The sequence below is a fragment of the Azospirillum sp. NS33 genome (assembly GCF_059703765.1).
The window spans coordinates 56,203-75,865 of record NZ_BAAKJB010000006.1 but is presented as its reverse complement, the minus strand read 5'-3'; the positions used below and the strand labels follow the sequence as shown (position 1 = coordinate 75,865).

20 protein-coding genes and 1 pseudogene are annotated in these 19,663 nt (G+C 73.5%); 10 read left to right on the top strand and 11 right to left on the bottom strand.

Going from position 1 to position 19,663, the window contains the following annotated elements; all coding sequences use genetic code 11:
- Window positions 1-6: 6 nt before the first annotated feature.
- The 4 genes from AC6H2I_RS07770 to AC6H2I_RS07755 form a co-directional block, all read right to left on the bottom strand.
- Window positions 7-873 carry a polyprenyl synthetase family protein gene (locus AC6H2I_RS07770; protein ID WP_497500133.1) on the bottom strand — a complete coding sequence of 289 codons (867 nt, stop codon included), beginning with the start codon at window positions 871-873 and terminating at the stop codon, window positions 7-9.
- 41 nt (window positions 874-914) lie between these two features.
- The gene (locus tag AC6H2I_RS07765; RefSeq protein ID WP_497500020.1) at window positions 915-1,184 is read right to left on the bottom strand and encodes an exodeoxyribonuclease VII small subunit; all 270 of its coding nucleotides are present in this window, start codon (window positions 1,182-1,184) and stop codon (window positions 915-917) included.
- 116 nt (window positions 1,185-1,300) lie between these two features.
- Window positions 1,301-2,230, bottom strand: coding sequence for a histone deacetylase family protein (locus tag AC6H2I_RS07760; protein ID WP_497500019.1), 930 nt, complete (start codon window positions 2,228-2,230; stop codon window positions 1,301-1,303).
- Window positions 2,231-2,354: 124 nt separating this feature from the next.
- Window positions 2,355-2,612 carry a sulfurtransferase TusA family protein gene (locus tag AC6H2I_RS07755; protein ID WP_497500018.1) on the bottom strand — a complete coding sequence of 86 codons (258 nt, stop codon included), beginning with the start codon at window positions 2,610-2,612 and terminating at the stop codon, window positions 2,355-2,357.
- Between the two features lie 241 nt (window positions 2,613-2,853).
- Here AC6H2I_RS07755 and AC6H2I_RS07750 point away from each other — a divergent pair, with 241 nt between their 5' ends.
- Window positions 2,854-3,207, top strand: coding sequence for an ArsR/SmtB family transcription factor (locus tag AC6H2I_RS07750; RefSeq protein ID WP_497500017.1), 354 nt, complete (start codon window positions 2,854-2,856; stop codon window positions 3,205-3,207).
- 28 nt (window positions 3,208-3,235) lie between these two features.
- On the opposite strand, the gene AC6H2I_RS07745 is transcribed toward AC6H2I_RS07750, so the two are convergent.
- A complete protein-coding gene (locus AC6H2I_RS07745; protein WP_497500016.1) occupies window positions 3,236-3,655 on the bottom strand; it encodes a DUF423 domain-containing protein in 420 nt (139 codons plus the stop codon).
- Between the two features lie 204 nt (window positions 3,656-3,859).
- Between AC6H2I_RS07745 and AC6H2I_RS07740 the strand changes: the two genes are divergently transcribed.
- From AC6H2I_RS07740 to AC6H2I_RS07725, 4 genes are all read left to right on the top strand, one after another.
- Window positions 3,860-6,121 carry a response regulator gene (locus AC6H2I_RS07740; protein ID WP_497500015.1) on the top strand — a complete coding sequence of 754 codons (2,262 nt, stop codon included), beginning with the start codon at window positions 3,860-3,862 and terminating at the stop codon, window positions 6,119-6,121.
- Window positions 6,122-6,284: 163 nt separating this feature from the next.
- The gene (locus tag AC6H2I_RS07735; protein WP_497500014.1) at window positions 6,285-7,256 is read left to right on the top strand and encodes a TRAP transporter substrate-binding protein; all 972 of its coding nucleotides are present in this window, start codon (window positions 6,285-6,287) and stop codon (window positions 7,254-7,256) included.
- Between the two features lie 55 nt (window positions 7,257-7,311).
- Window positions 7,312-7,815 (top strand): TRAP transporter small permease, encoded by a 504-nt coding sequence (locus AC6H2I_RS07730; RefSeq protein WP_497500013.1) that lies wholly within the window; start codon window positions 7,312-7,314, stop codon window positions 7,813-7,815.
- A 5-nt stretch (window positions 7,816-7,820) separates the two neighbouring features.
- Window positions 7,821-9,128 (top strand): TRAP transporter large permease, encoded by a 1,308-nt coding sequence (locus AC6H2I_RS07725; RefSeq protein WP_497500012.1) that lies wholly within the window; start codon window positions 7,821-7,823, stop codon window positions 9,126-9,128.
- On the opposite strand, the gene AC6H2I_RS07720 is transcribed toward AC6H2I_RS07725, so the two are convergent.
- The 3 genes from AC6H2I_RS07720 to AC6H2I_RS07710 all read right to left on the bottom strand — a co-directional run bounded on the left by AC6H2I_RS07720 (window position 9,091) and on the right by AC6H2I_RS07710 (window position 12,716).
- Complete coding sequence (locus tag AC6H2I_RS07720) at window positions 9,091-11,730, bottom strand: EAL domain-containing protein (protein WP_497500011.1); 2,640 nt, start codon at window positions 11,728-11,730, stop codon at window positions 9,091-9,093. The genes AC6H2I_RS07725 and AC6H2I_RS07720 overlap by 38 nt on opposite strands.
- Window positions 11,727-12,140: a DUF805 domain-containing protein gene (locus AC6H2I_RS07715; protein WP_497500010.1), complete on the bottom strand. Its 414-nt coding sequence runs from the start codon at window positions 12,138-12,140 to the stop codon at window positions 11,727-11,729. The genes AC6H2I_RS07720 and AC6H2I_RS07715 overlap by 4 nt, the downstream gene beginning before the upstream one ends.
- A 312-nt stretch (window positions 12,141-12,452) precedes the next feature.
- Window positions 12,453-12,716: a hypothetical protein gene (locus AC6H2I_RS07710; protein WP_497500009.1), complete on the bottom strand. Its 264-nt coding sequence runs from the start codon at window positions 12,714-12,716 to the stop codon at window positions 12,453-12,455.
- Between the two features lie 141 nt (window positions 12,717-12,857).
- On the opposite strand from AC6H2I_RS07710, the gene AC6H2I_RS07705 reads away from it, so the two are divergent.
- The 4 genes and pseudogenes from AC6H2I_RS07705 to AC6H2I_RS07690 all read left to right on the top strand — a co-directional run bounded on the left by AC6H2I_RS07705 (window position 12,858) and on the right by AC6H2I_RS07690 (window position 16,708).
- The gene (locus tag AC6H2I_RS07705; protein WP_497500008.1) at window positions 12,858-13,994 is read left to right on the top strand and encodes an FAD-dependent oxidoreductase; all 1,137 of its coding nucleotides are present in this window, start codon (window positions 12,858-12,860) and stop codon (window positions 13,992-13,994) included.
- Between the two features lie 131 nt (window positions 13,995-14,125).
- The gene (gene exbB / locus AC6H2I_RS07700; RefSeq protein ID WP_497500007.1) at window positions 14,126-15,319 is read left to right on the top strand and encodes a tonB-system energizer ExbB; all 1,194 of its coding nucleotides are present in this window, start codon (window positions 14,126-14,128) and stop codon (window positions 15,317-15,319) included.
- A 4-nt stretch (window positions 15,320-15,323) separates the two neighbouring features.
- Window positions 15,324-15,737 (top strand): annotated as a pseudogene (exbD, locus tag AC6H2I_RS07695) (TonB system transport protein ExbD); the annotation flags it as partial.
- Window positions 15,738-15,826: 89 nt separating this feature from the next.
- Window positions 15,827-16,708, top strand: a complete 882-nt coding sequence (locus AC6H2I_RS07690) for an energy transducer TonB (protein WP_497500006.1) — start codon at window positions 15,827-15,829, stop codon at window positions 16,706-16,708.
- A gap of 151 nt (window positions 16,709-16,859) precedes the next feature.
- Here the strand turns inward: AC6H2I_RS07690 and AC6H2I_RS07685 are convergent, their stop codons facing one another.
- On the bottom strand, window positions 16,860-17,018 hold the full coding sequence (locus tag AC6H2I_RS07685; protein ID WP_497500137.1) for a hypothetical protein: 159 nt from the start codon (window positions 17,016-17,018) through the stop codon (window positions 16,860-16,862).
- On the opposite strand from AC6H2I_RS07685, the gene bfr reads away from it, so the two are divergent.
- Window positions 16,956-17,405 carry a bacterioferritin gene (gene bfr, locus AC6H2I_RS07680; RefSeq protein WP_497500132.1) on the top strand — a complete coding sequence of 150 codons (450 nt, stop codon included), beginning with the start codon at window positions 16,956-16,958 and terminating at the stop codon, window positions 17,403-17,405. The two genes, AC6H2I_RS07685 and bfr, sit on opposite strands and share 63 nt — an antisense overlap.
- A gap of 47 nt (window positions 17,406-17,452) precedes the next feature.
- Here the strand turns inward: bfr and AC6H2I_RS07675 are convergent, their stop codons facing one another.
- Both AC6H2I_RS07675 and AC6H2I_RS07670 read right to left on the bottom strand, forming a co-directional pair.
- Window positions 17,453-18,562, bottom strand: coding sequence for a DUF1513 domain-containing protein (locus AC6H2I_RS07675; RefSeq protein ID WP_497500005.1), 1,110 nt, complete (start codon window positions 18,560-18,562; stop codon window positions 17,453-17,455).
- Complete coding sequence (locus AC6H2I_RS07670) at window positions 18,543-19,649, bottom strand: imelysin family protein (protein WP_497500004.1); 1,107 nt, start codon at window positions 19,647-19,649, stop codon at window positions 18,543-18,545. The genes AC6H2I_RS07675 and AC6H2I_RS07670 overlap by 20 nt, the downstream gene beginning before the upstream one ends.
- Between the last annotated feature and the right edge of the window lie 14 nt (window positions 19,650-19,663).

Here is a 19,663-nt window from a genome sequence, read left to right as displayed (position 1 = left end):
TCTTCTCTAGGTGCGCCGCGCGACGACGAAGCCGGCGACGGCCTTCAGCACGTCGGCGCGGCCGTCGAAGATCTCCAGATGCGCGTTGCACTGGCCGGCCAGCATGTCGGCCTGGGCCCGGGCGCGCTGGCGGCCCAGGATCGAAACGAACGTCGCCTTGCCGGCGGCTGCGTCGCGGCCGACGCTCTTGCCGGTCTCGGCCTCCGTGCCCTCCACGTCGAGCAGGTCGTCGACGATCTGGAAGGCGAGGCCGAGGTCGTGGGCATAGGCGTGCAGGGCGTGGCGCTGCGGCCGCCCGGCCTTGCCGAGGATGGCGCCGGCCTCGCACGAGAAGGCGATGAGGTCGCCCGTCTTCATGCGCTGCAGCCGGGTGATGGCGCCGATGTCGAAGGTCTCGTGCTCGGCGATCAGGTCGAGCATCTGGCCGCCCACCATGCCGCCCCCGCCGGCCGCCCGGGCCAGGGCCGCGACCAGCTGGCAGCGGACGTTGGGGTCCTCGTGGGTCGCCGGGTCCGCCAGCACCTCGAAGGCCAGCGTCAGCAGCCCGTCGCCGGCGAGGATCGCCGTCGCCTCGTCGAACTGGCGGTGCACCGTCGGCCGGCCCCGGCGCAGGGCGCCGTCGTCCATCGCCGGAAGATCGTCGTGGATCAGCGAATAGCCGTGCACCATCTCGACCGCGGCGGCGACGCGCAGGGCGCGCTCACGGTCGACCCCGAACAGCGCCGCCGACGACAGCACCAGGAACGGCCGCAGCCGCTTGCCGCCGCCCAGGCAGCCGTAGCGCATCGCGTCGAACAGCCGGGCCTCGGGAAGATCGCTGGAGGGGATCAGGGCGTCGATCGCCCGTTCGACCTGCTCCGCGGCGTCCGCCATGGCGGATTTCAGGGACTCGTTCACGTGCTCTCTCGTTCGCGTCAGTCGATCCGGGCGGGTTCGCTGCCGACACGGCCGTCGGCGGCGACGGTGATCCGGTCGACCTTGGCCTGGGCCTCGCGCAGCTTGGCCTCGCAATGTTGCTTGAGCGCGGTGCCGCGCTCGTAGGACGAGATCGCGTCGTCCAGCTTGCCGCGGCCCTCCTCCAGCTGGCGCACGATGCGCTCCAGCTCGGCCAGGGCGTCCTCGAAGCTCAACGCGGCGATGTCCGGCGCAGGGGCGGCCGGCGGGGAAGTCGATGAATCGGACATGACGTAACCGTGGTGTGAACCGTTCCCGAAAGTAGGACCGGCAAGGGGGGGTGTGCAAGCGCCGACGGCGCGGCTATGCCGGGACGCCGCCGTCCCCCGACGAACGGCGTACCGCCTCAGGCCGCCATCAGCTCGCGCACGTGGGCGGCGCAGGCGGACGCCAGGGCCCTCAGGTTGTAGCCGCCTTCCAGCACCGAGACGATGCGGGCGCCGCAATGGGTGCGCGCCAGTTCGCCCAGCTTGCGGGTCGCCCACACGAAGTCGTCGTCGGTGAGGTGCAGGCCGGCCAGGGGATCCCGCGAATGGGCGTCGAACCCGGCGGAGATCATGATCAGGTCCGGCTTGAAATGGTCGATGGCCGGCAACACCGTGTGGGTCATCGCGTGCCGGAACTCCGGGCTGCCGGCCATGGCGGGCAGCGTGGCGTTGACGCAGTTCCCGTAATCGCCCTTCTCGCCGGCGTCGCCGGTGCCGGGATAGAGGGGCGACTGGTGGGTCGAGCAGTACATCATGTCGGGATCGGACTGGAAGATGTCCTGGGTGCCGTTGCCGTGGTGGACGTCGAAGTCCATCACGGCGACCCGCTGCAGCCCGTGCGCGGCGCGGGCGTGGTAGGCGCCCACGGCCACGTTGTTGAACAGGCAGAATCCCATGGCGCGGGTGCGCTCGGCGTGGTGCCCCGGCGGCCGCACGGCGCAGAAGGCGTTGCGCGACCCGCCGGCGGCCACCGCGTCGACCGCGGCGATCGCCGCGCCGGCCGCCCGCAGCGCGGCCTCCCCCGACCCCGGCGACACCACGGTGTCGGCGTCGATGCCGGCGTGCCCGGCCTGCGGCACCCGCCCCAGCACGTCCTCGATGTAGGCCAGGGGATGGACGCGCGCGATCTGCTCGAGCGCGGCGCGCGGCGCCTCCTGCCGGTCCAGCAGGACGAACTCCTCCGCCTCCAGCGCGGCCAGGACCGCCTTCAGGCGATCCGAGCACTCGGGATGGCCGAGGCCGGTGTCGTGCTCCAGACAGGCGGAGTGCGTGAACAGGGAGGTGTGCATGTTTTTTTCTATCGTTATCGTTGCGCTTGGGCGGTTTCCTCCCGTCCATTCTTCCCGGAACGCCCCACAAAGTACAGGCTCATTGCGTCGACCGCGCGATCACGCCCGCCGCCGCCGGCGGACCTCACACCAGGCGCTCGATCTCCAGCCGGAACACCCCGGCGGCGCTCTCGCTGGCAAGCAGCCGGTTGCCCGTGGTCTCGCAGAACGCGGCGAAATCCCGGGGCGCGCTGGGGTCCGTCGCCTCGACCTCGAGCACATCGCCGACGGCCAGGCCCTTGAGCAGCTTCCGCGCACGCAGCACGGGCAACGGGCAGAGCAGCCCCCGGGCATCGAGCCGGTGTCGCGCCATTGGCCCCTTCTCCTCTTCGTCCGCATTCATCCGCATTCATCCGCAAGCGTCCGGCCGGCACCGCCGTGCGGTCCCGCCGCCGCCGAAACGGCCATGGTGGGGGCCGGTTCGCCGATTGTACACCACCGGGCCTTCCGCGGTGGACAAAGCGCGGGGCTCGTCCATATGATGAAAACGGCATGATGAAAACGGCCGGGAGGGCCCCGCGGGCTGGACGCCCGCGCCCATCGAGGCCCCCTCGCGGGGGGCGGCAGTGACGGTGAAGGCATCCATGGACATCGCGGACCTCCAGGCGAACGCCCGCAAGGCCAGTGCCTTGCTGAAGGCCATGAGCAACGAGCGGCGCTTGCTCATTCTGTGCCATCTCTCGACGGGGGAACGGTCGGTGGGCGAGCTGGAAGACCTCGTCGGATTGAGCCAGTCCGCGCTGTCGCAGCATCTGGCGCGGCTGCGCCGCGACAAGCTGGTGCGGACACGCCGCAGCGCCCAGAACATCTATTATTCGTTGAGCGGCGACGAGGCGAAGGCGGTCATGGCGACGCTGCACGACCTCTACTGCGCGGCTCCGGCAACGGCCTACGCCGAGGCCGCCGGGGACACCCCGCGGGCCCGGTCGGTCGCCTGACCACATCCCCGGCGGAGCGCCGCGGGCCTCACCGGATGGGGTCGTCGGCGGTCCAGCGCCACCCCGGCAGCACGGCGGTCGCGGCGGCCGCCAGCCACCCCAGGATCAGCATGGTGCCGCCGGCCGGCGCCATCATCGGCAGGGGAACGACGCCGCCCAGTCCCTGCAGGTACAGGGCGCCGCAGAACAGCGACATCCCCACGGCGATCAGCCATCCGCTGGCCCGCACGCCCAGGCGGGCGGCGCCCCGCGTGCGGCTGGCGAGCAACGCCACGCCGAGCAGCGCCAGGGCGTGCCAAAGCTCGAATTGCGACGCAAGTCGCACGAGATCCTGCAGCCGCGCCTGTTCCGGCGCCGCCAGGCCGTGGCTGGCGTAAGCACCCGCCGCGACCGCGGCCGCGCCGTTGAGGCCGGCGTAGGCCAGCCAGATCCGCCCGACAACGCCCATTTCCGCGCACACGCCCCCGTGAAGCCGACCCTGCAGGGCCAAGTTCGAATATACGCAAAACGCAGTATGCTGGATTGAAAAAAAACTGGCCCGCGCCTTGCTGGAGGGAGCGGTGAAGCTGCGCGGGGTCGCGTTCCCGGATCGATCCGGGGGACCGTGTGCATATTGATTTGCATTCTGCATCGAAACCGCGGGCGGGCCGTCATGCTTGCATTTTCCCAGGACTCGTTCCGGTCGCCAGACTCCGACGCCGGTGGCGGGGAAGCGGCGGCAGCGGACGGGGCGCGCCCGGAATGGCTCTTCGATCTCGAGCGCGCCGCCATGCTGGACGCCAACCCCCAGGCCCTCGCCCTGTGGGAGGCGCCGTCGCGCGACGCCCTCCTGGCCCGGTCCTTCGCCGACCTGTCCGACGCCGCCCGCCTGCGCCTGGCCGACCTGGCCGAGCGGCTGGGGCGTGGCGAGGAGGTCACCGACCTGTGGACGTTCTACCCCGCCGGGCACCCCAAGACCGTGCGCTGCGTGTGCCGCGCCGAGCCGCTGCCGGACGGCCGCATGGCCATGCGGGTCACCGCCGACTCCCTGGCACCGGATGCCGAGCCCGGCGTCGAGAACCTGCGCTGGATCGAGGCCTTCCGGCACGCACCGAACCCGGTCGCCGTCTACGCCCTGTCGGGGGCCTGCCTGCTGCAGAACCCGGCGGCGTGGCGGGTGGTCGGCCCCGGCACCACCCTGCTCGGCCATGTCATCGACCGCGCCCAGGCGGATCAGGCGCGCGCCACGCTCCGCCAGGGGAACGCCACGGTGATCACCGCCCGGGTGCTGACCAGCGCCGGCCCGCGCTGGCACGACCTGCACATGCGCACCGTCCAGGACCCCGGCAGCGGCGACCGGGTCGCCCTGGTGCAGGAGATCGACGTCACCGCGCAGCGGGTCGCCGCGGAGCGCCTGCAGGCGAGCGAGACCCTGCTGTCCGGCATCCTTGAAACGGCGATGGACGGGGTGCTGGCCTTCCGCACCGTGCGCGACGACGACGGCGCCATCGTCGACTTCGAGTGCCTGCTGGCCAACGCCGCCGCCCTGCGCATGGCCGGCACCCCGGAGGCCGGGCTGGCGGGCCGCCGCCTCAGCGCGATCGCCGCGTCGCCCGACGCCCGGCGGTTCGTCGACGCCTGCCGCGACCTGGTGGAGACCGGGGTTCCCCTGGACGGCGAGATCTGCCAGCCGGTCGGCCGGGAACGGCGCTGGTTCAAAGTGGTCGCGGTGACGCTCGGCGACGGCTTCACCGCCACCGTCTGCGACGTCACCGCCCAGCGCCGGCTCGAGGCCGCCCTGCGCGGCGCCAAGGAGGACGCCGAGGCCGCCAGCCGCGCCAAGTCCGAGTTCCTCGCCGCGGCGAGCCACGAGCTGCGCACGCCGATGCACGGCGTTCTGGGCGCGCTCGACCTGATGCGCGAGGCCGGCATCGGCGGCGAGGTCGGCACCATCCTCAGCGCCGCCCGCCGGTCGGCGACGACGCTGATGGAGCTGATCGACAGCCTGCTCGAATTCGCCGCTCTGGACACGCCCCGGGCCGGCGAGGACACCGCCACCTTCGCGCCCGGCGAGCTGGTGGAACGCACGGCGCTGGCCCTCGTCGAGCCGGCCGCCGAAAGCGCGATCTGGCTCGACAGCCACGTCGCCCCCGCGGTCCCGGCCCAGGTCACCGGCGACGCACGGCGCATCGGCCGCGTCTTCGAGGCGCTGGCCGGGCACGCCGTAAGCCATTGCGAGGGCGGGCACATCGCCCTTTCGGTGTCGGCGACGGCGGTCCGGCCGAACACCGTCGCTCTCGAGTTCTCCATCACCACCCGCGGCACCACCGCACGCCGCGGCTGGGGCGGAACGGACCTCCGCTTGACCCTGGTCCAGCGCCTGGTGGCCCTGATCGGCGGCCAGCTCGGCCGCGAGGAGGCACGCGACCGCGCCGATGGCGGCACCCGCTCCTGGTTCACGGTGGAGGTCGCGGTTGCGGCCGCCGCGGAGCACGCGGCGGCGGGTGCCCCGGAACCCCCCACGGCGCGCGAACACCGTCTCCAGGCCTGGGCGGAGCGGCGGGGCGGGCGCATCCTGGTCGTCGACGACAGCGCCACCAACCGCCTCGTGGTGGCGGCGGTGCTGGGCAAGGCCGGCTTTTCCGTCACCCTGGCCGAGGGCGGCCTCGAGGCGGTGCGCGCGGTCACGGAATCGCGCGACCCGCCGGAACTGGTGCTGATGGACGTCTCCATGCCGGAGATGGACGGGTACGCGGCGACCGCCGCCATCCGCGCCCTGCCCGGCCGGCGCGGCCGGGTGCCGGTGCTCGCCCTCACCGCCCACGCCTCGGCCGACGACCGGCGCCGCTGCCTGGACGCCGGGATGGACGACCACGTCGCCAAGCCGGTGCGCAAGACCGATCTGCTCGACACCCTGTCGCGCTGGCTGCCCTGACCCGCAGCCACCCGCTGCCCACTGCCCACCACCACCGCCCGCGGCCCGCGGCCCGCGGCCCGCGGGAGCGACGAATCCCCCTTGGTGCTGCGCCGCGGCGGTGACACCATGCCCGGTCGCCGCCGTCCCGCGGACGCCGGCCGCACGACAGGGAGATGGTGCCATGAGGTTTGCTGCAGTGATCGCGGCCGGGCTGGCGCTCGGCATGACGGCGACCGCCGCCGCCGCCGAGCGGTGGGACATGCCGACGCCCTACCCCGACGGCAACTACCACACCGAGAACATCCGCCGCTTCGCCGAGGACGTGGCCGCGTCGAGCGGCGGTGCGCTGGAGATCGCCGTCCACGCCAACGCCTCCCTGTTCAAGCACCCGGAGATCAAGCGGGCCGTGCAGACCGGCCAGGTCCAGGCCGGCGAGGTGCTGATGTCGGTGCTGGCCAACGAGGATCCGCTGTTCGAGGCGGACGCCGTCCCCTTCCTGGCCACCAGCTTCGACGACGCCGAAACGCTGATGGCGGTCACCCGCCCGCTCATCGAGACGCGCCTCGCCGCCGCCGGGCTGCGCCTGCTGTTCAGCGTTCCCTGGCCGCCCCAGGGGATCTACACCAAGACTCCGGTCGCCGCGGTCGCCGATCTCGCCGGCGTGAAGTTCCGCACCTACAACGCCAGCACCACCCGCTTCGCCGAGCTGCTGGGGGCGGTGCCCACCGCGGTCCAGGCGGCGGAGGTGCCCCAGGCCTTCGGCGCCGGCCTGATCCAGGCGATGATCACCTCCCCGGCCACCGGCGTCGACACCCAGGCCTGGGACTTCGTGAACCACTACTACGACGTCCAGGCGTTCATTCCCAAGAACATGGTGTTCGTCAACGAGCGCGCCTTCCAGCGCCTGCCCGAGGCCGCGCAGCGGGCGGTGATCACGGCCGCCGCCGAGGCGGAGTCCCGGGGCTGGGCCACCGCGCGCCGCTCCAACGACGAGCTCGTGGAGGCGCTGCGCCAGGGCGGCATGACGGTCGCCGCGCCGGCGCCGGCCTTCCTCGCCGAGCTCCAGGCCATCGGCGCCACCATGGCCGGTGAATGGGCGGCCAAGGCCGGCGCGGACGGGGCCGACGTGCTGGCCCGGTTCAAGGCGCACTGACGGGGCCACGGCGGCGGCCCGGGCCGGGCCGCCGCCCAACGATGGGACGGCGCCGATGCGTTTCCTGGAGCGTCTCTACCTCGCCGCGGGGTACGCCGCCGCCGGCTTCCTCGCGGCCATCGGGGCGGTGATCCTCGCCCAGATCGGCGGCCGCCTCTTCGGCTACCGGGTGCCCGACGGCGACGACCTCGCCGGCTGGTGCATGGCCGCGTCGAGCTTCCTGGCGCTCGCCCACACCCTGCGCACCGGCGGCCACATCCGGGTGTCCCTGCTCACCGACCGCCTGCGGCCGCGCTGGCAGCGCGGCGCCGAGGCGTGGGCCCACCTGGCGGGCGGCGGCATCAGCCTGTTCTTCGCCGTCCACGCCGTGCGCCACGTGCACCAGTCCTTCGCGTTCGGCGACCGCTCCTACGGTGTGCTGGCGGTTCCCCTGTGGATCCCCCAGCTCGCCATGGCCGTCGGGGCGGTGCTGCTGGCCCTGGCCCTGGCGGAGGGCCTGGTCGCCCGGCTGCGCGGCGCACCGCCGGCGATGGCCGGCGAACCGGCGCGGACCGAGTAGGCGCCATGGGAACCCTGCCGATCGCCGGCTTGCTGATGGCGCTGCTCCTGGTCCTCCTGGCCTCGGGCCTGTGGGTGGCGCTGGCCCTGATGGGGGTGGCGCTGGCCGCCATGGTCCTGTTCACCGGGGCGCCGGCCGGGGCGGTGCTCGCCACCACCACCTGGGGCGCCAGCGCCAGCTGGACCCTCACCGCACTCCCCCTTTTCGTCTGGATGGGGGAGATCCTCTACCGCACGCGCCTCGCCCGCGACATGTTCGACGGGCTGGCGCCGTGGCTGTCGCGGGTACCGGGGCGGCTGCTGCACACCAACGTGCTGGGCTGCGGCCTGTTCGCGGCGGTCAGCGGCTCGTCGGCGGCGACCGCCGCGACCATCGGCCGGATCTCCCTGCCCGAGCTGGCGACGCGGCGCTACGACGAGCGGATGAGCATCGGCTCGCTGGCCGGGGCGGGAACCCTGGGGCTGCTGATCCCGCCATCGATCATGATGATCGTCTACGGCGTCGCCGCGGAGGTCTCGGTGGCCCGCCTGTTCGTGGCCGGCGTGCTGCCCGGCATCGTGCTGATGGCCCTGTTTTCCGGGTACATCGCGCTGTGGGCGCTGCTCAACCCCGGCCGCGTGCCGGCGGGCGGCGAGGCCCTGCCGCTGCGCGAGAAGCTGTGGCGCGCCCGGCTGCTGCTGCCGGTCGTCGGGCTGATCGTCGCGGTCGTCGCCTCGATCTACACCGGTCTCGCCACGCCGACCGAGGCGGCGGCCGTCGGCGTCCTCGGCGCCCTGCTGCTGGCCGCCGCGTCGGGCTCGCTCGACCGCGCCGGCTTCATGGCCAGCCTGATGGGGGCCACCCGCACCTCCTGCATGATCGCCTTCATCCTGGTCGGCGCCTCGTTCCTCACCGTGGCGATGGGGTTCACCGGGATTCCCGCGGCCCTCGCCCGGACCATCGCCGGGTGGCAGCTTCCGCCGCTGGCGCTGCTCGCCGTGCTCACCGTCTTCTTCATGATCCTCGGCTGCTTCCTCGACGGCATCTCGATGATCGTCCTCACCACGTCGATCATCCTGCCCGCGGTCGAAGCGGTGGGGATCGACCTGCTGTGGTTCGGCGTCTACGTCGTCCTGGTGGTGGAGATGGCGCAGATCACCCCGCCGATCGGCTTCAACCTGTTCGTCATCCAGGGGCTGACGGGGCGCGACATCCTCTATGTCGGGCGCGCGGCCCTGCCGTTCTTCGCCGTGCTGGCGCTGATGACCGCCCTGGTGATCGCCGTCCCCGACCTGGTCACCTTTCTGCCGCGCCGCATGATGGGGGGCGGGTGACCCGTCCCCCGGCGGGCGCCAGCAGCGCGCGGCCGAACAAGGCCTCCATCGCGGCGGCCGGGACGGCGGGGCTGACGAGGTGGCCCTGGATCTCGTCGCAGCCGGCCCGCCGCAGCACCTCGGCCTGGGCGGCGGTCTCCACCCCCTTGGCCACGGCGCGCGCTCCCAGGGCGTGGCACAGGTCGACCACGGCGCGCACCAGAGCCGCCCCGCCCGGTGCCCCCGCGCCCTCCGGCGGCGCCGTCGCCTCGGCGACCAGGGTCCGGTCGATCTTCAAGGAGCGCACGGGCAGCGCGCGCAACGCGCTGAGGGCGATGTGGCGGCTGCCGACATCGTCGATCACGACCGCAACGCCCAGGCGGTCGACCTCCCGGATGGCATGGGCCACCGCCTCGGGGCGGTCCAGCAGCGCCCCCTCGCTCAGTTCGATGGCGAGCCAGCGCGCCGCCAGGCCGCTCTCCGCCAGCGCCCGGGCCACCGTCCCCGTCAGCGCGTCGGCGGCGATCTGGAACGGGGACACGTTGACGGACACGCACAGCGCCGGAAACCCGCGCTCCTGCCAGCGGCGGTTCTGCCGGCACGCCTCGCCCAGCACCCACGCGCCGAGGTCCGGCATCATGCCCATCCGCTCCACGGCGGGAAGGAAGCCGCCGGGCGGCACCACGCCCAGCTCGGGATGCTCCCAGCGGATCAGCGCCTCCGCCCCCGCCAGGCGGCCGGTCGTCAGGTCGACCTTGACCTGATAGTCCAGAACGAACTCGCGCGCCGTCAGCGCCCGGCGCAGCCGATGCTCCGCCGACAGCACCTCCTGGCTGCGGGCGTTGAGCGCCGGCGAATGGATCTGGAAGCGGTTCCGGCCGATCTGCTTGGCCTGGTACATCGCCTGGTCGGCGCGCTTCAGCAGCGTCTCGGCGTCGCGGCCGTCGTCGGGGTAGACGGCGATGCCGATGCTGCTCGTCACCTGCAGGGGCCGGCCGTCCCAGGGGATCGGCGCGCGGACCGCGGCGATCGCCCGCTCCGCCAGCTTCGCCGCGTCCGCCGGATCGGCAAGGCCCGGGAGCACCATGACGAACTCGTCGCCGCCCATGCGCGCCACGGTGTCGCCCTCGCCGACGCAGGACGACAGCCGCGCCGCGGTTTCCACCAGCACGCGGTCGCCGGCGTCGTGGCCCCGCGTGTCGTTGATCCGCTTGAACAGGTCGAGGTCGAGGAACATCACCACCAGCCCGGCGCCGTGGCGATGGGCGGCGGCGATCGCCAGTTCCAGCCGGTCCATCAGCAGCCGCCGGTTGGGCAGCCCGGTCAGCGCATCGGCGTGCGCCAGGGTGCGCACCTCCTCCTCGTACCGCTTGCGTTCGGTGATGTCGGCGAAGATGGCGGCGTATTTGACACCGCGCTCCCCGCCGCCGTCGCGGATCGCGTTGATGCTCAGCCACTGCGCATAGATCTCGCCGTCCTTGCGCCGGTTCCAGATCTCGCCACGCCAGTGGCCGGCGGCGGCAAGCTCCTCCCACATGGCGGCATAGAACGCGGCGTCGTGGCGGCCGGACTGGAGAACCCCCGGGGTGCGGCCGCGGACCTCCTCCAGGGTGTAGCCGGTGAGGCGGGTGAAGGCCGGGTTGACGTACTCGATGCGGGCACGGTCGTCGGTGATGATGACGCCCTCCATCGACGCCTCGATCACCTGCCGGGCAAGCGTCAGGTCGCGGCGTGAATGCAGCAGCGCCTCGTCGCGCTCGCGCAGCGTGGCGTTGAGCTGGGCGACGTACTCGTACTGCAGCGTGGCCAAAATGTCGGAGAACGACAGCAGGCCGACGAAGGCCTCCCCCTCCCCGGTCACCGCGAGGTGGCGGATGCCATGGCGGGCGAACAGGTTGCGCGCGGTCAGCAGCGGCGCGGTCGCCGCCACGGCGAGCAGGGGCCGGCTGGCGACGGCGCCGACCGTCCCGCCGGCGCGCCGCTCCCCCGCCAGGCGCACGAGGTCGCGCTGGGTCAGCATGCCCGGCCCCTGCGCGCCGGCCCCCAGCGCGCCGGCCCCCAGCACGCCGGCCCCCAGCACGATGGCCGCCTCCGCGCCGGCCTCGCGCATGCGCGCCGTCGCCGCCTCCAGCGACAGCGCGGGCGGCAGCAGGAGCGGCGCCTCGGTCATCACCGAGCGCACGTCGCGCAGGGTCAGGTACTGCTCGACGCCGTGGTTCATCACCACGTCCGTCTGGCTGACCATCCCGACCGGCGCGCCGTCGGCGTCGACCACCAGCAGATGGCGCACCCGTTCGGTGCGGAACACCAGACCGGCCGCGCCGACCGTGGTGGTGGCGGGGATCGAGCGGACCGGGCTGGTCATGACCGTGCGCAGCGGCCGGTCGAAGCCGGCGGTGGCTGAGAAGTCGATGCGCAGGGCGTCGCGCTCGGTCCAGATGCCGACGGCGCGGCCGCCGTCCATGACCACCACCGAACTGTGGTGCCGTGCGGCCATCATCCGCGCGGCCTCGCTCACCGGGGTGTCGGGGGCGCAGCACAGCAGGTCGCGGGTGGCAATTGCGCCGACCGTCTGGACACGCTCCGCCGCGGCCGGGAGAGGGCTGCCCTGCGCGTCCGTCACGGGATCGGTCCCGCTCCCCGTGCGGTCTCGCCGGACGCCCTGGGCGGCGACGCGCCGGGCGGAGGACCGAAGCGGTTCGCCCCCGGCGTCCCGGCCTGCGCCGCGAAGACCAGGAGCACGATCCACCCGACCAGCGGCACGAAGGCGATCAGCCACCACCACGCCGTCCGGTCGATGTCGTGCAGGCGCCGCGCCGTCACCGCGATCCCCGGCAGCAGAAGGGCGAGGCCGGCGATGCTGTTGAGCGGGTCCGCGCCGGATTCGGAAAAGAGGATCGCGTCGGCGAACCCGGTGACCAGGCTGACCAGCAGCGTGAACAGCAACCAGTACCAGTACGCCGGCCGCGTCGCCCGGCCGTGGAAGGTGGCGTAGTTCGCAAAGCCGGCGCGGACGGCGTCGTTGAATCCCAACGGGGTGTCTCCTGCGGTCAGTCGCGCGCCGGGAACGCCGCGCGGGGCTGCAGCGCGCATCGCCACCGTGCTGCACGATCCTCGTGCCCCAACCCCATCATGTTGGCAAGGGAGATGGCAAGCAATCCCGAGGCGCGCCACCACGCCGGGATCCAGCGGACCGGGATCCAGCGAACCGGGATCCTGTGGGCTGGGATCTTGTGTGCCGACATCCGGCGGGCCGACGCCGCGCAACGGCGTGCGCAGCCGGGCGCGGGGGGATGGGAATGGCCCCGTCACCGCGGCTCCGGGCCGCGGTCCCCGGTCGGAAGGCTACACCACGACGTCCAGCATGGACCCGCGGCTGTGACCGTAGGTGCCGTTGGTGCGGGCGTGGATGGCGCGGGCCATGGTGTCGATCTGCTGCCCGGTCTGCGTGCTGCCCTTGCTGTCGCGCCCGCCGTCGGCCTTGCCCGCGGCCTGGGGCGCGGCGGTCGTCTGCGTGCGGGTCTGCGGCGTCGTCTGCTGCGCCGCGATGGCGGCGGGCGCGATCGCGGCCTGCACCGCCGGCGTCATCGGCGGCTGCGGTTTCGCCACCTGGGCGGCTATGACCGGATTTAACTGCATGTTAAGAGGTTACGCCTCGCCCCCCCGCAGTTCAAGGTCCGAATCGCCGCGGGGGGGGGGGCGCGGACCAGCCGGTGATGGACCGCACCACGGCGACGGAGGGGGACGGGCATGACGGGGCGCGATCTCGTGCTGGTCGGCGGCGGCCATGCGCACGTGCTGGTGCTGAAGCGCCTCGGCGAGGCGCCCGAGCCGGGGGTGCGGCTGACCCTGGTTTCGCGCGTGGTGCGGACCCCCTACTCGGGGATGTTGCCGGGGCACATCGCCGGCCACTACGACGTCGACGCCATCCACATCGACCTCGACCGGCTGTCCCGCTTCGCCGGCGCCCGGTTGGTCCACGACGAGGCGATCGGCCTCGACCGCGACCGGCGTGTCGTCCTGTGCCGGGATCACCCGCCGATCCCCTACGACGTGCTGTCGCTGGACATCGGATCGACGCCGCGCGCCGCAACGGTGCCCGGGGCGCGCGACCACGCGGTTCCGGTGAAGCCCGTCGACCGGCTGGCCGAGCGCTGGCAGGCCATCGTCGCCGCGGTCGAGGCGGCGCCGACGCCCCGGCGCCTCGCCGTGGTCGGCGGCGGCGCCGCCGGCGTGGAACTGGCGCTGGCGGCGCGCCACCGCCTGGGCCGCCGCGCGGAGGTCGCCCTGGTGACCCGGGGCCCGCTGTTGCGACGCCACAACCCCTGCACCCGCGCCGCCCTGCGGCGCATCCTCGAGTCCCACGGCGTCGCCGTGCACACCGGCGTGGCGGTCGTGCGGGTCGGGCCGGAGGCCCTGTTCCTGGACGATGGCCGGCGCCTCGCCACCGATCATGCCCTGTGGACCACCCAGGCCGGCGCCGCACCGTGGCTCGCCGACACCGGGTTGCCCCTCGACGAGGCCGGATTCCTGCTGGTCGACAGCTGCCTGCGTTCGACCGGCGATCCCCGGGTCTTTGCCGCCGGCGACGTGGCGACGGTGGCCGACCACCCGCGGGAGAAGGCCGGCGTGTTCGCGGTGCGCCAGGGACCGCCGCTGACCGCCAACCTGCGCCGGGCGCTGCGGGGCGACCCGCCGCGCCCGTTCGTTCCGCAACGCCGCGTCCTCAGCCTCATCGGGACGGGCGACGGCCGCGCCGTGGCCGCACGGGGCGGCTGGTGCGCCGAGGGGCGCTGGGCATGGTGGGTGAAGGACTGGATCGACCGGCGTTTCATGCGCCGCTTCGCGACGCTGCCCGATCGACCGTTGGACTCACCAACCAAATAACCACACGGTTCCCGGCCCCTGCGGCGCAAAGACCATTGCGAAACAGGGCCCGGTGGCTATAGGAATGCGTTTCATTCGCATTATTTACGGACCCGCTCGTCGCCGTGGCGGGCGCCGAAGGAGCTTCGACCATGGCCGACACCGGACCCGGCGCCGACGCGCCCGCCCCCCCCCCCGCCGAGGCTCCGGCCGCTTCGACCGCACCCGCGCCGCCCACCGCCGCTCCGACGGCGCCCGTCCAGACGATTCCGGCAGCGGCGGCCACCGCCGCTCCCACCCCCGCCGCCGCGGCGGCCCCCTCGGGAACGGCGCCCGCGGCCACCGCGCCGCCCGACGCGGCCATGCCCCAGGCTGCCGCCCCCGGATCCGCCGCGCCCGCTGCCCCGGTGGCAGCCCCGGTGGCGGCGCCGAGCGCCGACGCGCCCGCGGGCGGTCCGGCGGCGGGGGTGGCGGGACAGCCGCCGACCGGGCCGGACGGGATGCTGCTCACCGGACCCGACGGAACGCCGCTCAGCGGGGCAGATGGGCAGCCCCTGGTCGGGGCCGACGGGCAGCCCCTGGTCGGGGCCGACGGAATGCCGCTGGTGGACCCGCTGGCGGGCACCGAGGCCGGCGTCGACGGCGGCCCCGGCGTGCTGCCCCATGAGCTGTCGCCGCTGGGCATGTTCCTGGCGGCCGACATCATCGTGCAGTCGGTCATGGTCGGCCTGGCGCTGGCCTCGGTGCTGACCTGGACCGTGTGGCTGGCCAAGAGCGTCGAACTGGCGGCCGCCAAGCGCCGGGCGCTGCGCGCCCTGGGCAAGCTGGGCACCGTGCGCAGCCTGGCCGAGGCGGTCGAGGCGGTGGGCTTCACCCGCTCCGTCGAGGGCGACCTCTTGCGGGCCGCCGCCGGCGAGCTTCACCTGTCGGTGGGGGCCAGCGACAAGGACGGCATCAAGGAGCGCATCGCATCGCGGCTGGAGCGGCTGGAGGCGGCGGCCGGCCGCCGCATGATGGCGGGCACCGGAATCCTCGCGACGATCGGCTCCACCGCCCCCTTCATCGGCCTGTTCGGCACGGTGTGGGGCATCATGAACGCGTTCATCGGCATCTCCAAGGCGCAGACCACCAACCTGGCGGTGGTCGCGCCGGGCATCGCCGAGGCCCTGCTGGCCACCGCCATCGGCCTGGTGGCCGCCATTCCCGCGGTGGTGATCTACAACGTCTTCGCCCGCTCCATCGCGGGTTACCGCGCCCTGCTGGGCGACGCGTCGGCGGAGATCCTGCGCCTCGTCTCCCGCGATCTCGACCGTGGCGCGGTGTCGCTGGACCGGGCTGCGGAGTGATCCCATGAGCGTCAAGCTGGACCACGGCTCCGACGACCTGGCGGAGAACCACGAGATCAACGTCACGCCGTTCATCGACGTGATGCTGGTGCTGCTGATCATCTTCATGGTGGCGGCACCGCTGGCCACCGTCGACGTGCCCGTCGACCTGCCCTCCTCCACGGCCAAGCCGCAGCCGCGCCCGGACAAGCCGGTGTACCTCAGCGTCAAGGCCGACCTCACCCTGGCCCTGGGCGAGGCGCCGGTGGGGCGCGACGCGCTGGGCGCCGCGCTCGATACGGCGACCGGCGGCGACCGGGAGAAGCGCATCTTCCTGCGCGCCGACAAGACCGTCGACTACGGCTCGCTGATGGAGGTGATGAACGTGCTGCGCGGCGCCGGGTACCTGAAGGTCGCCCTGGTCGGCCTCGAAGGGGCGATCCCCGGCACCCCGGCGCCGCCGGCGCCCGCCGCAGCCGGGGCGCCCCCTGCGCCGGCCGGGCCGGCCGTGGAGGGCGCCGCCCCGCGATGACCGGCCTTCCCGATCCGTTTTCCGCGCGGCGCCCCGTGCGCACCACCGTGCGCTGGACCGCCAGCCTGATCGCCGTGGTCACCGTCCACGTCGGCGGCGCCGCCGCGATCATGGCGCTGCAGGTGCCGCCGCCGCCGAGCACCCCGCCCCTGGCGGCGGTGATGATCGACCTGGCGCCGCTGCCCAGCGCGCCGACGGTGCAGTCCGCCGCCACCGAGCCGCAGCCGGAGCCGCCGCCCGAGCCGGAACCCGAACCGGACCCCCCGCCCCCCGACCCGCCACCGCCGGAGCCGCCCCCGCCGGAACCGCCGCCGCCGGACCCCGAGCCCCCGCCGCCGGAGCCGCCACCCGAGCCGCCGCCGCCGCCCGAGGTCGAGCCCGAGGTCGCCATCGAGGAGCCGCCCCCGCCGCCGCCCAAGCCGACGCCGCCACCGCTGCCCCAGAAGCCCCAGAAGCCGAAGGAGCCGGTGCGCGAGGTGAAGCGCCCGAAGCCGGCGCCGCCGCCGTCGTCCGCACCCGCGGCACCGTTGCCGGCGGCGCCGACCGCCGCCGCGCCGATCCAGTCGGCGCCATCCGACCGCCCCAGCCAGACCGTGCCGAAATGGCGCGACCGCCTGCTGGGGCACCTGGAACGGCACAAGCGCTACCCGCGGTCCGCCCAGGTGCGGCGCCAGGAGGGGGTCGCCTATGTGCGGTTCACCATCGACCGGCAGGGAACGGTTCTGTCGGTGCGCCTCGACCGCCCGTCCGGCCACCGGCTGCTGGACCAGGAGACGCTCGACCTCGTCCAGCGCGCCTCGCCGCTGCCGGCGCCGCCGGACGAGTTCACCGAGGACCCGGTCGAACTGGTCGTGCCCGTCCAGTTCTTCCTGCGCTGACCCGCGCGGTGCACCGGACCGGTGCACCGCCCCTCCCCGGCTCCTCCGGCGGCCGATGAGCCGCCAGGGACTGCAAGTCATTATCAGTTACATCAAAGTATTCGATGATAATGATTCACAAGGTCTTTGCGCGATTGCCCCGCCACCTATTTCATGCGAATAGGGAACGCAGCACCTTGCCGTTGAGACGCGGCCGGATCATCGTTTTGCAGTCGGAGGGAAGATAATGAAGGGCGATCCTCAGGTTATTGCGCACCTGAACAAAATCCTTACCGGTGAGCTCACCGCCGTCAACCAGTACTTTCTGCATGCACGGATGCTCAAGAACTGGGGCCTGAAGAGGATCGGCAAGAAGATCTACGAAGAATCCATTGACGAGATGAAGCACGCGGACAAGCTGATCGAGCGCATCCTGTTCCTCGAAGGACTGCCCAACCTGCAGGATCTCGGCAAGCTGATGATCGGCGAGGACGTGCCGGAGATGCTGAACAACGACCTGAAGGTCGAACTCAGCGCCCGCACCAACCTGATCGAGGCCATCACGACCTGCGAGCAGCTGCGCGACTACGAAAGCCGCCAGCAGTTCGAGGAGCTGCTCGAGGACACCGAGGAGCACATCGACTGGATCGAGACGCAGCTCGAACTGATCCAGCGCGTCGGCCTCCAGGCCTACCAGCAGGAGCAGATGTACGACTGACGCGGTCGCCCCCTCCCGGCCCGCGCCGGTGAGGGGGCCGCGTCGAGTCAGGCCAACGGCGTCAAGTGGTTGTCCCAGCGGAAGCCCGCCACGTCGTGGCCGCCAACCCTGGTGGGCGCCCGCGGGCTGAGCGGCGCCACGGCGCCGTGGCCGCTGGTGGCGAGGTAGCCGGCCGCGGTCGCGGCGAGCCCGCACCCGTCGGGCAGCGGCGCGGCGCCGAGCCAGGCGCCGGAGGCGGCGTCCCAGAAGCCCACGCGACCGCCGCGCGGCGAGCTTCCGGCCACCGTCCGCCCGTCGCTGGCGACGCTGCCGATGTAGCCTTCGAAGCGCATCAGCTCCTCCTCCGGCGCATCGAACAGGTGCAGGGTGCCGTCCGTGCGGCGCACCCCGACCAGCGGCTGGATGGCGCCGGTGGGGCGCTCGTCCTGGACCGCGAAGGCGACCTCGCCGCCGGGCAGGGCCGCCAGGTGCCGGATGCCCAGGTTGTCGTTGTCCGGTTCCAGCCGTGCCTTGTCGAGCAGGCGCCCGTCCGCGGCGTCGATGACCGTGAACGACGAGTCCATGGTGTCGAGGTTGAGCTTCACGCGTCCGGTCTCCGGGTGGGTCAGCACCCCGCCGTTGGCGATCGCCAGGGACGCCCCGCCGTCCAGCAGCACCACGTCGTGGGGGCCGAGCCCGTGGGTCGGCAGCGCGCCGATCCGCCGGTAGCCGGCCGCCACGTCGTAGACGCCGAGCGCCCCGGTCTCGCCCGGCACGTCGTCCTCCACCACGTAGAGCAGGGTCCCGTCGGCGGTGAACGCGCCATGGCCGGCGAACCGCCGGTCGTCCGGCGCGGGCACCGGCGGGCCGGCCGCGCCGTCCTCCAGATTCACCCGGACGAACCAGCGGCCGGGCCGGCGGCAGAACACCACCGCCTCGGCCCGGGTGGGGTGCGGCACCACCGCGTGGGCCCGGCCCGGCAGCGGCGTCGCGAACGCCACCACCCCGTCGCCGTCGAGGGCCGCCACGCCGTAGGTCAGCGTGCCGGCGCCGGCGGTCGCGTAGGCCGAGAGGAAGAGCGGCCCGCCGCCCCGCACGGTGCGGGGCAGCGCCGCCACGGCCAGCAGCCCGCCGAATCCGGCAAGCAGCCGGCGCCGATCAATCGCCGTCCAGTTCATTGAATCCCAACGCCACGCCGATGAGAGGGGGAAAGGTCTGCACGAGCACCGCCTGGACCCGTTTGGTCGCCTGCCGCACGGCCACCACGGCCGGCCGCCGGGCCGGGTCCGCGATCGCCTCCAGGAACGGGGTGTCCACCGCCTCGGCCGCGGCCAGCGCGGCGGCGAAGGAGGAGGAGGCCGCCTCCGCTGCGGCGGCGCCCTCGGCGCCCGCGGGCAGCAGCGCGGCGTAGCCCGGCCCGCCCCGCTCGCCCTCGACCATCGCCGCCATGGCCTGGAGGTTGAGGGCGATGGCGCGCATCGAGCGGCCGCTGCGCGTCGCCTCGGCCAGGGACGGCCTGGTGTCCGCGGCGTTGTCGCCCATCGGGAACAGCAGCTTCTGGTCCACCACGATCTGCGCCATGGTGACCAGGGAGGCGTAGAGGTTCTCCGTGGCCGCCTCCGGCGTGGCCCCCACCGAGGTCGGCTTGCCGGCCACCAGGTCCGGCGTCAGGGCCGCCCAGCCGTCGCGCACCTCGGCCGCCAGCGCCGCGGTGTTGCGGGCCACCGCCACGGCGAGACCGCAGCGGAAACGCCCGCCGTCGCCGGTGAAGCTGGCCGGCGTGACGCCCTCGTCGAACAGCAGCCGCTCCTGCGCGGTCAGGCCCTGCACGGCGGCGCTCTGCTTGCGCAGGGCGCCGGGCTCCAGCACCTTGGGGTCCTGGGCCTTCAGCACCTGGCCCAATTGGCGGGCGACGATGTTGCGCCGTTCCGGCCAGAAGGCGATGCGGTCGGTGCGCATCTCCAGCAGCAGCGGCCCCGAGCGCAGGTGCTGGGTCCCGGCCCAGGCGTCCATGGCGCCGTGGTAGCCGGCGCGCGCCGCCTCCAGCCCGGCGGCGTCGGGGCCGGCGCAGAAACGCTCCAGCACCGGCACCAGGCCGGCGGTCGCGGCGGCCAGGGCGTCGACGCGCGGCTGCACATGGGTGCGCACCAGGCCGTCGAGGAACGCCACGGTCTGGGCGGTCGTGCGGGCCGCGGCCGGCGCCGCCGGCAGCCACCCCGCGACGGCCGCGGCGGCCATCAGGACCAGCAATGAACGTCGTCGCATCGATTTCCCTCTGT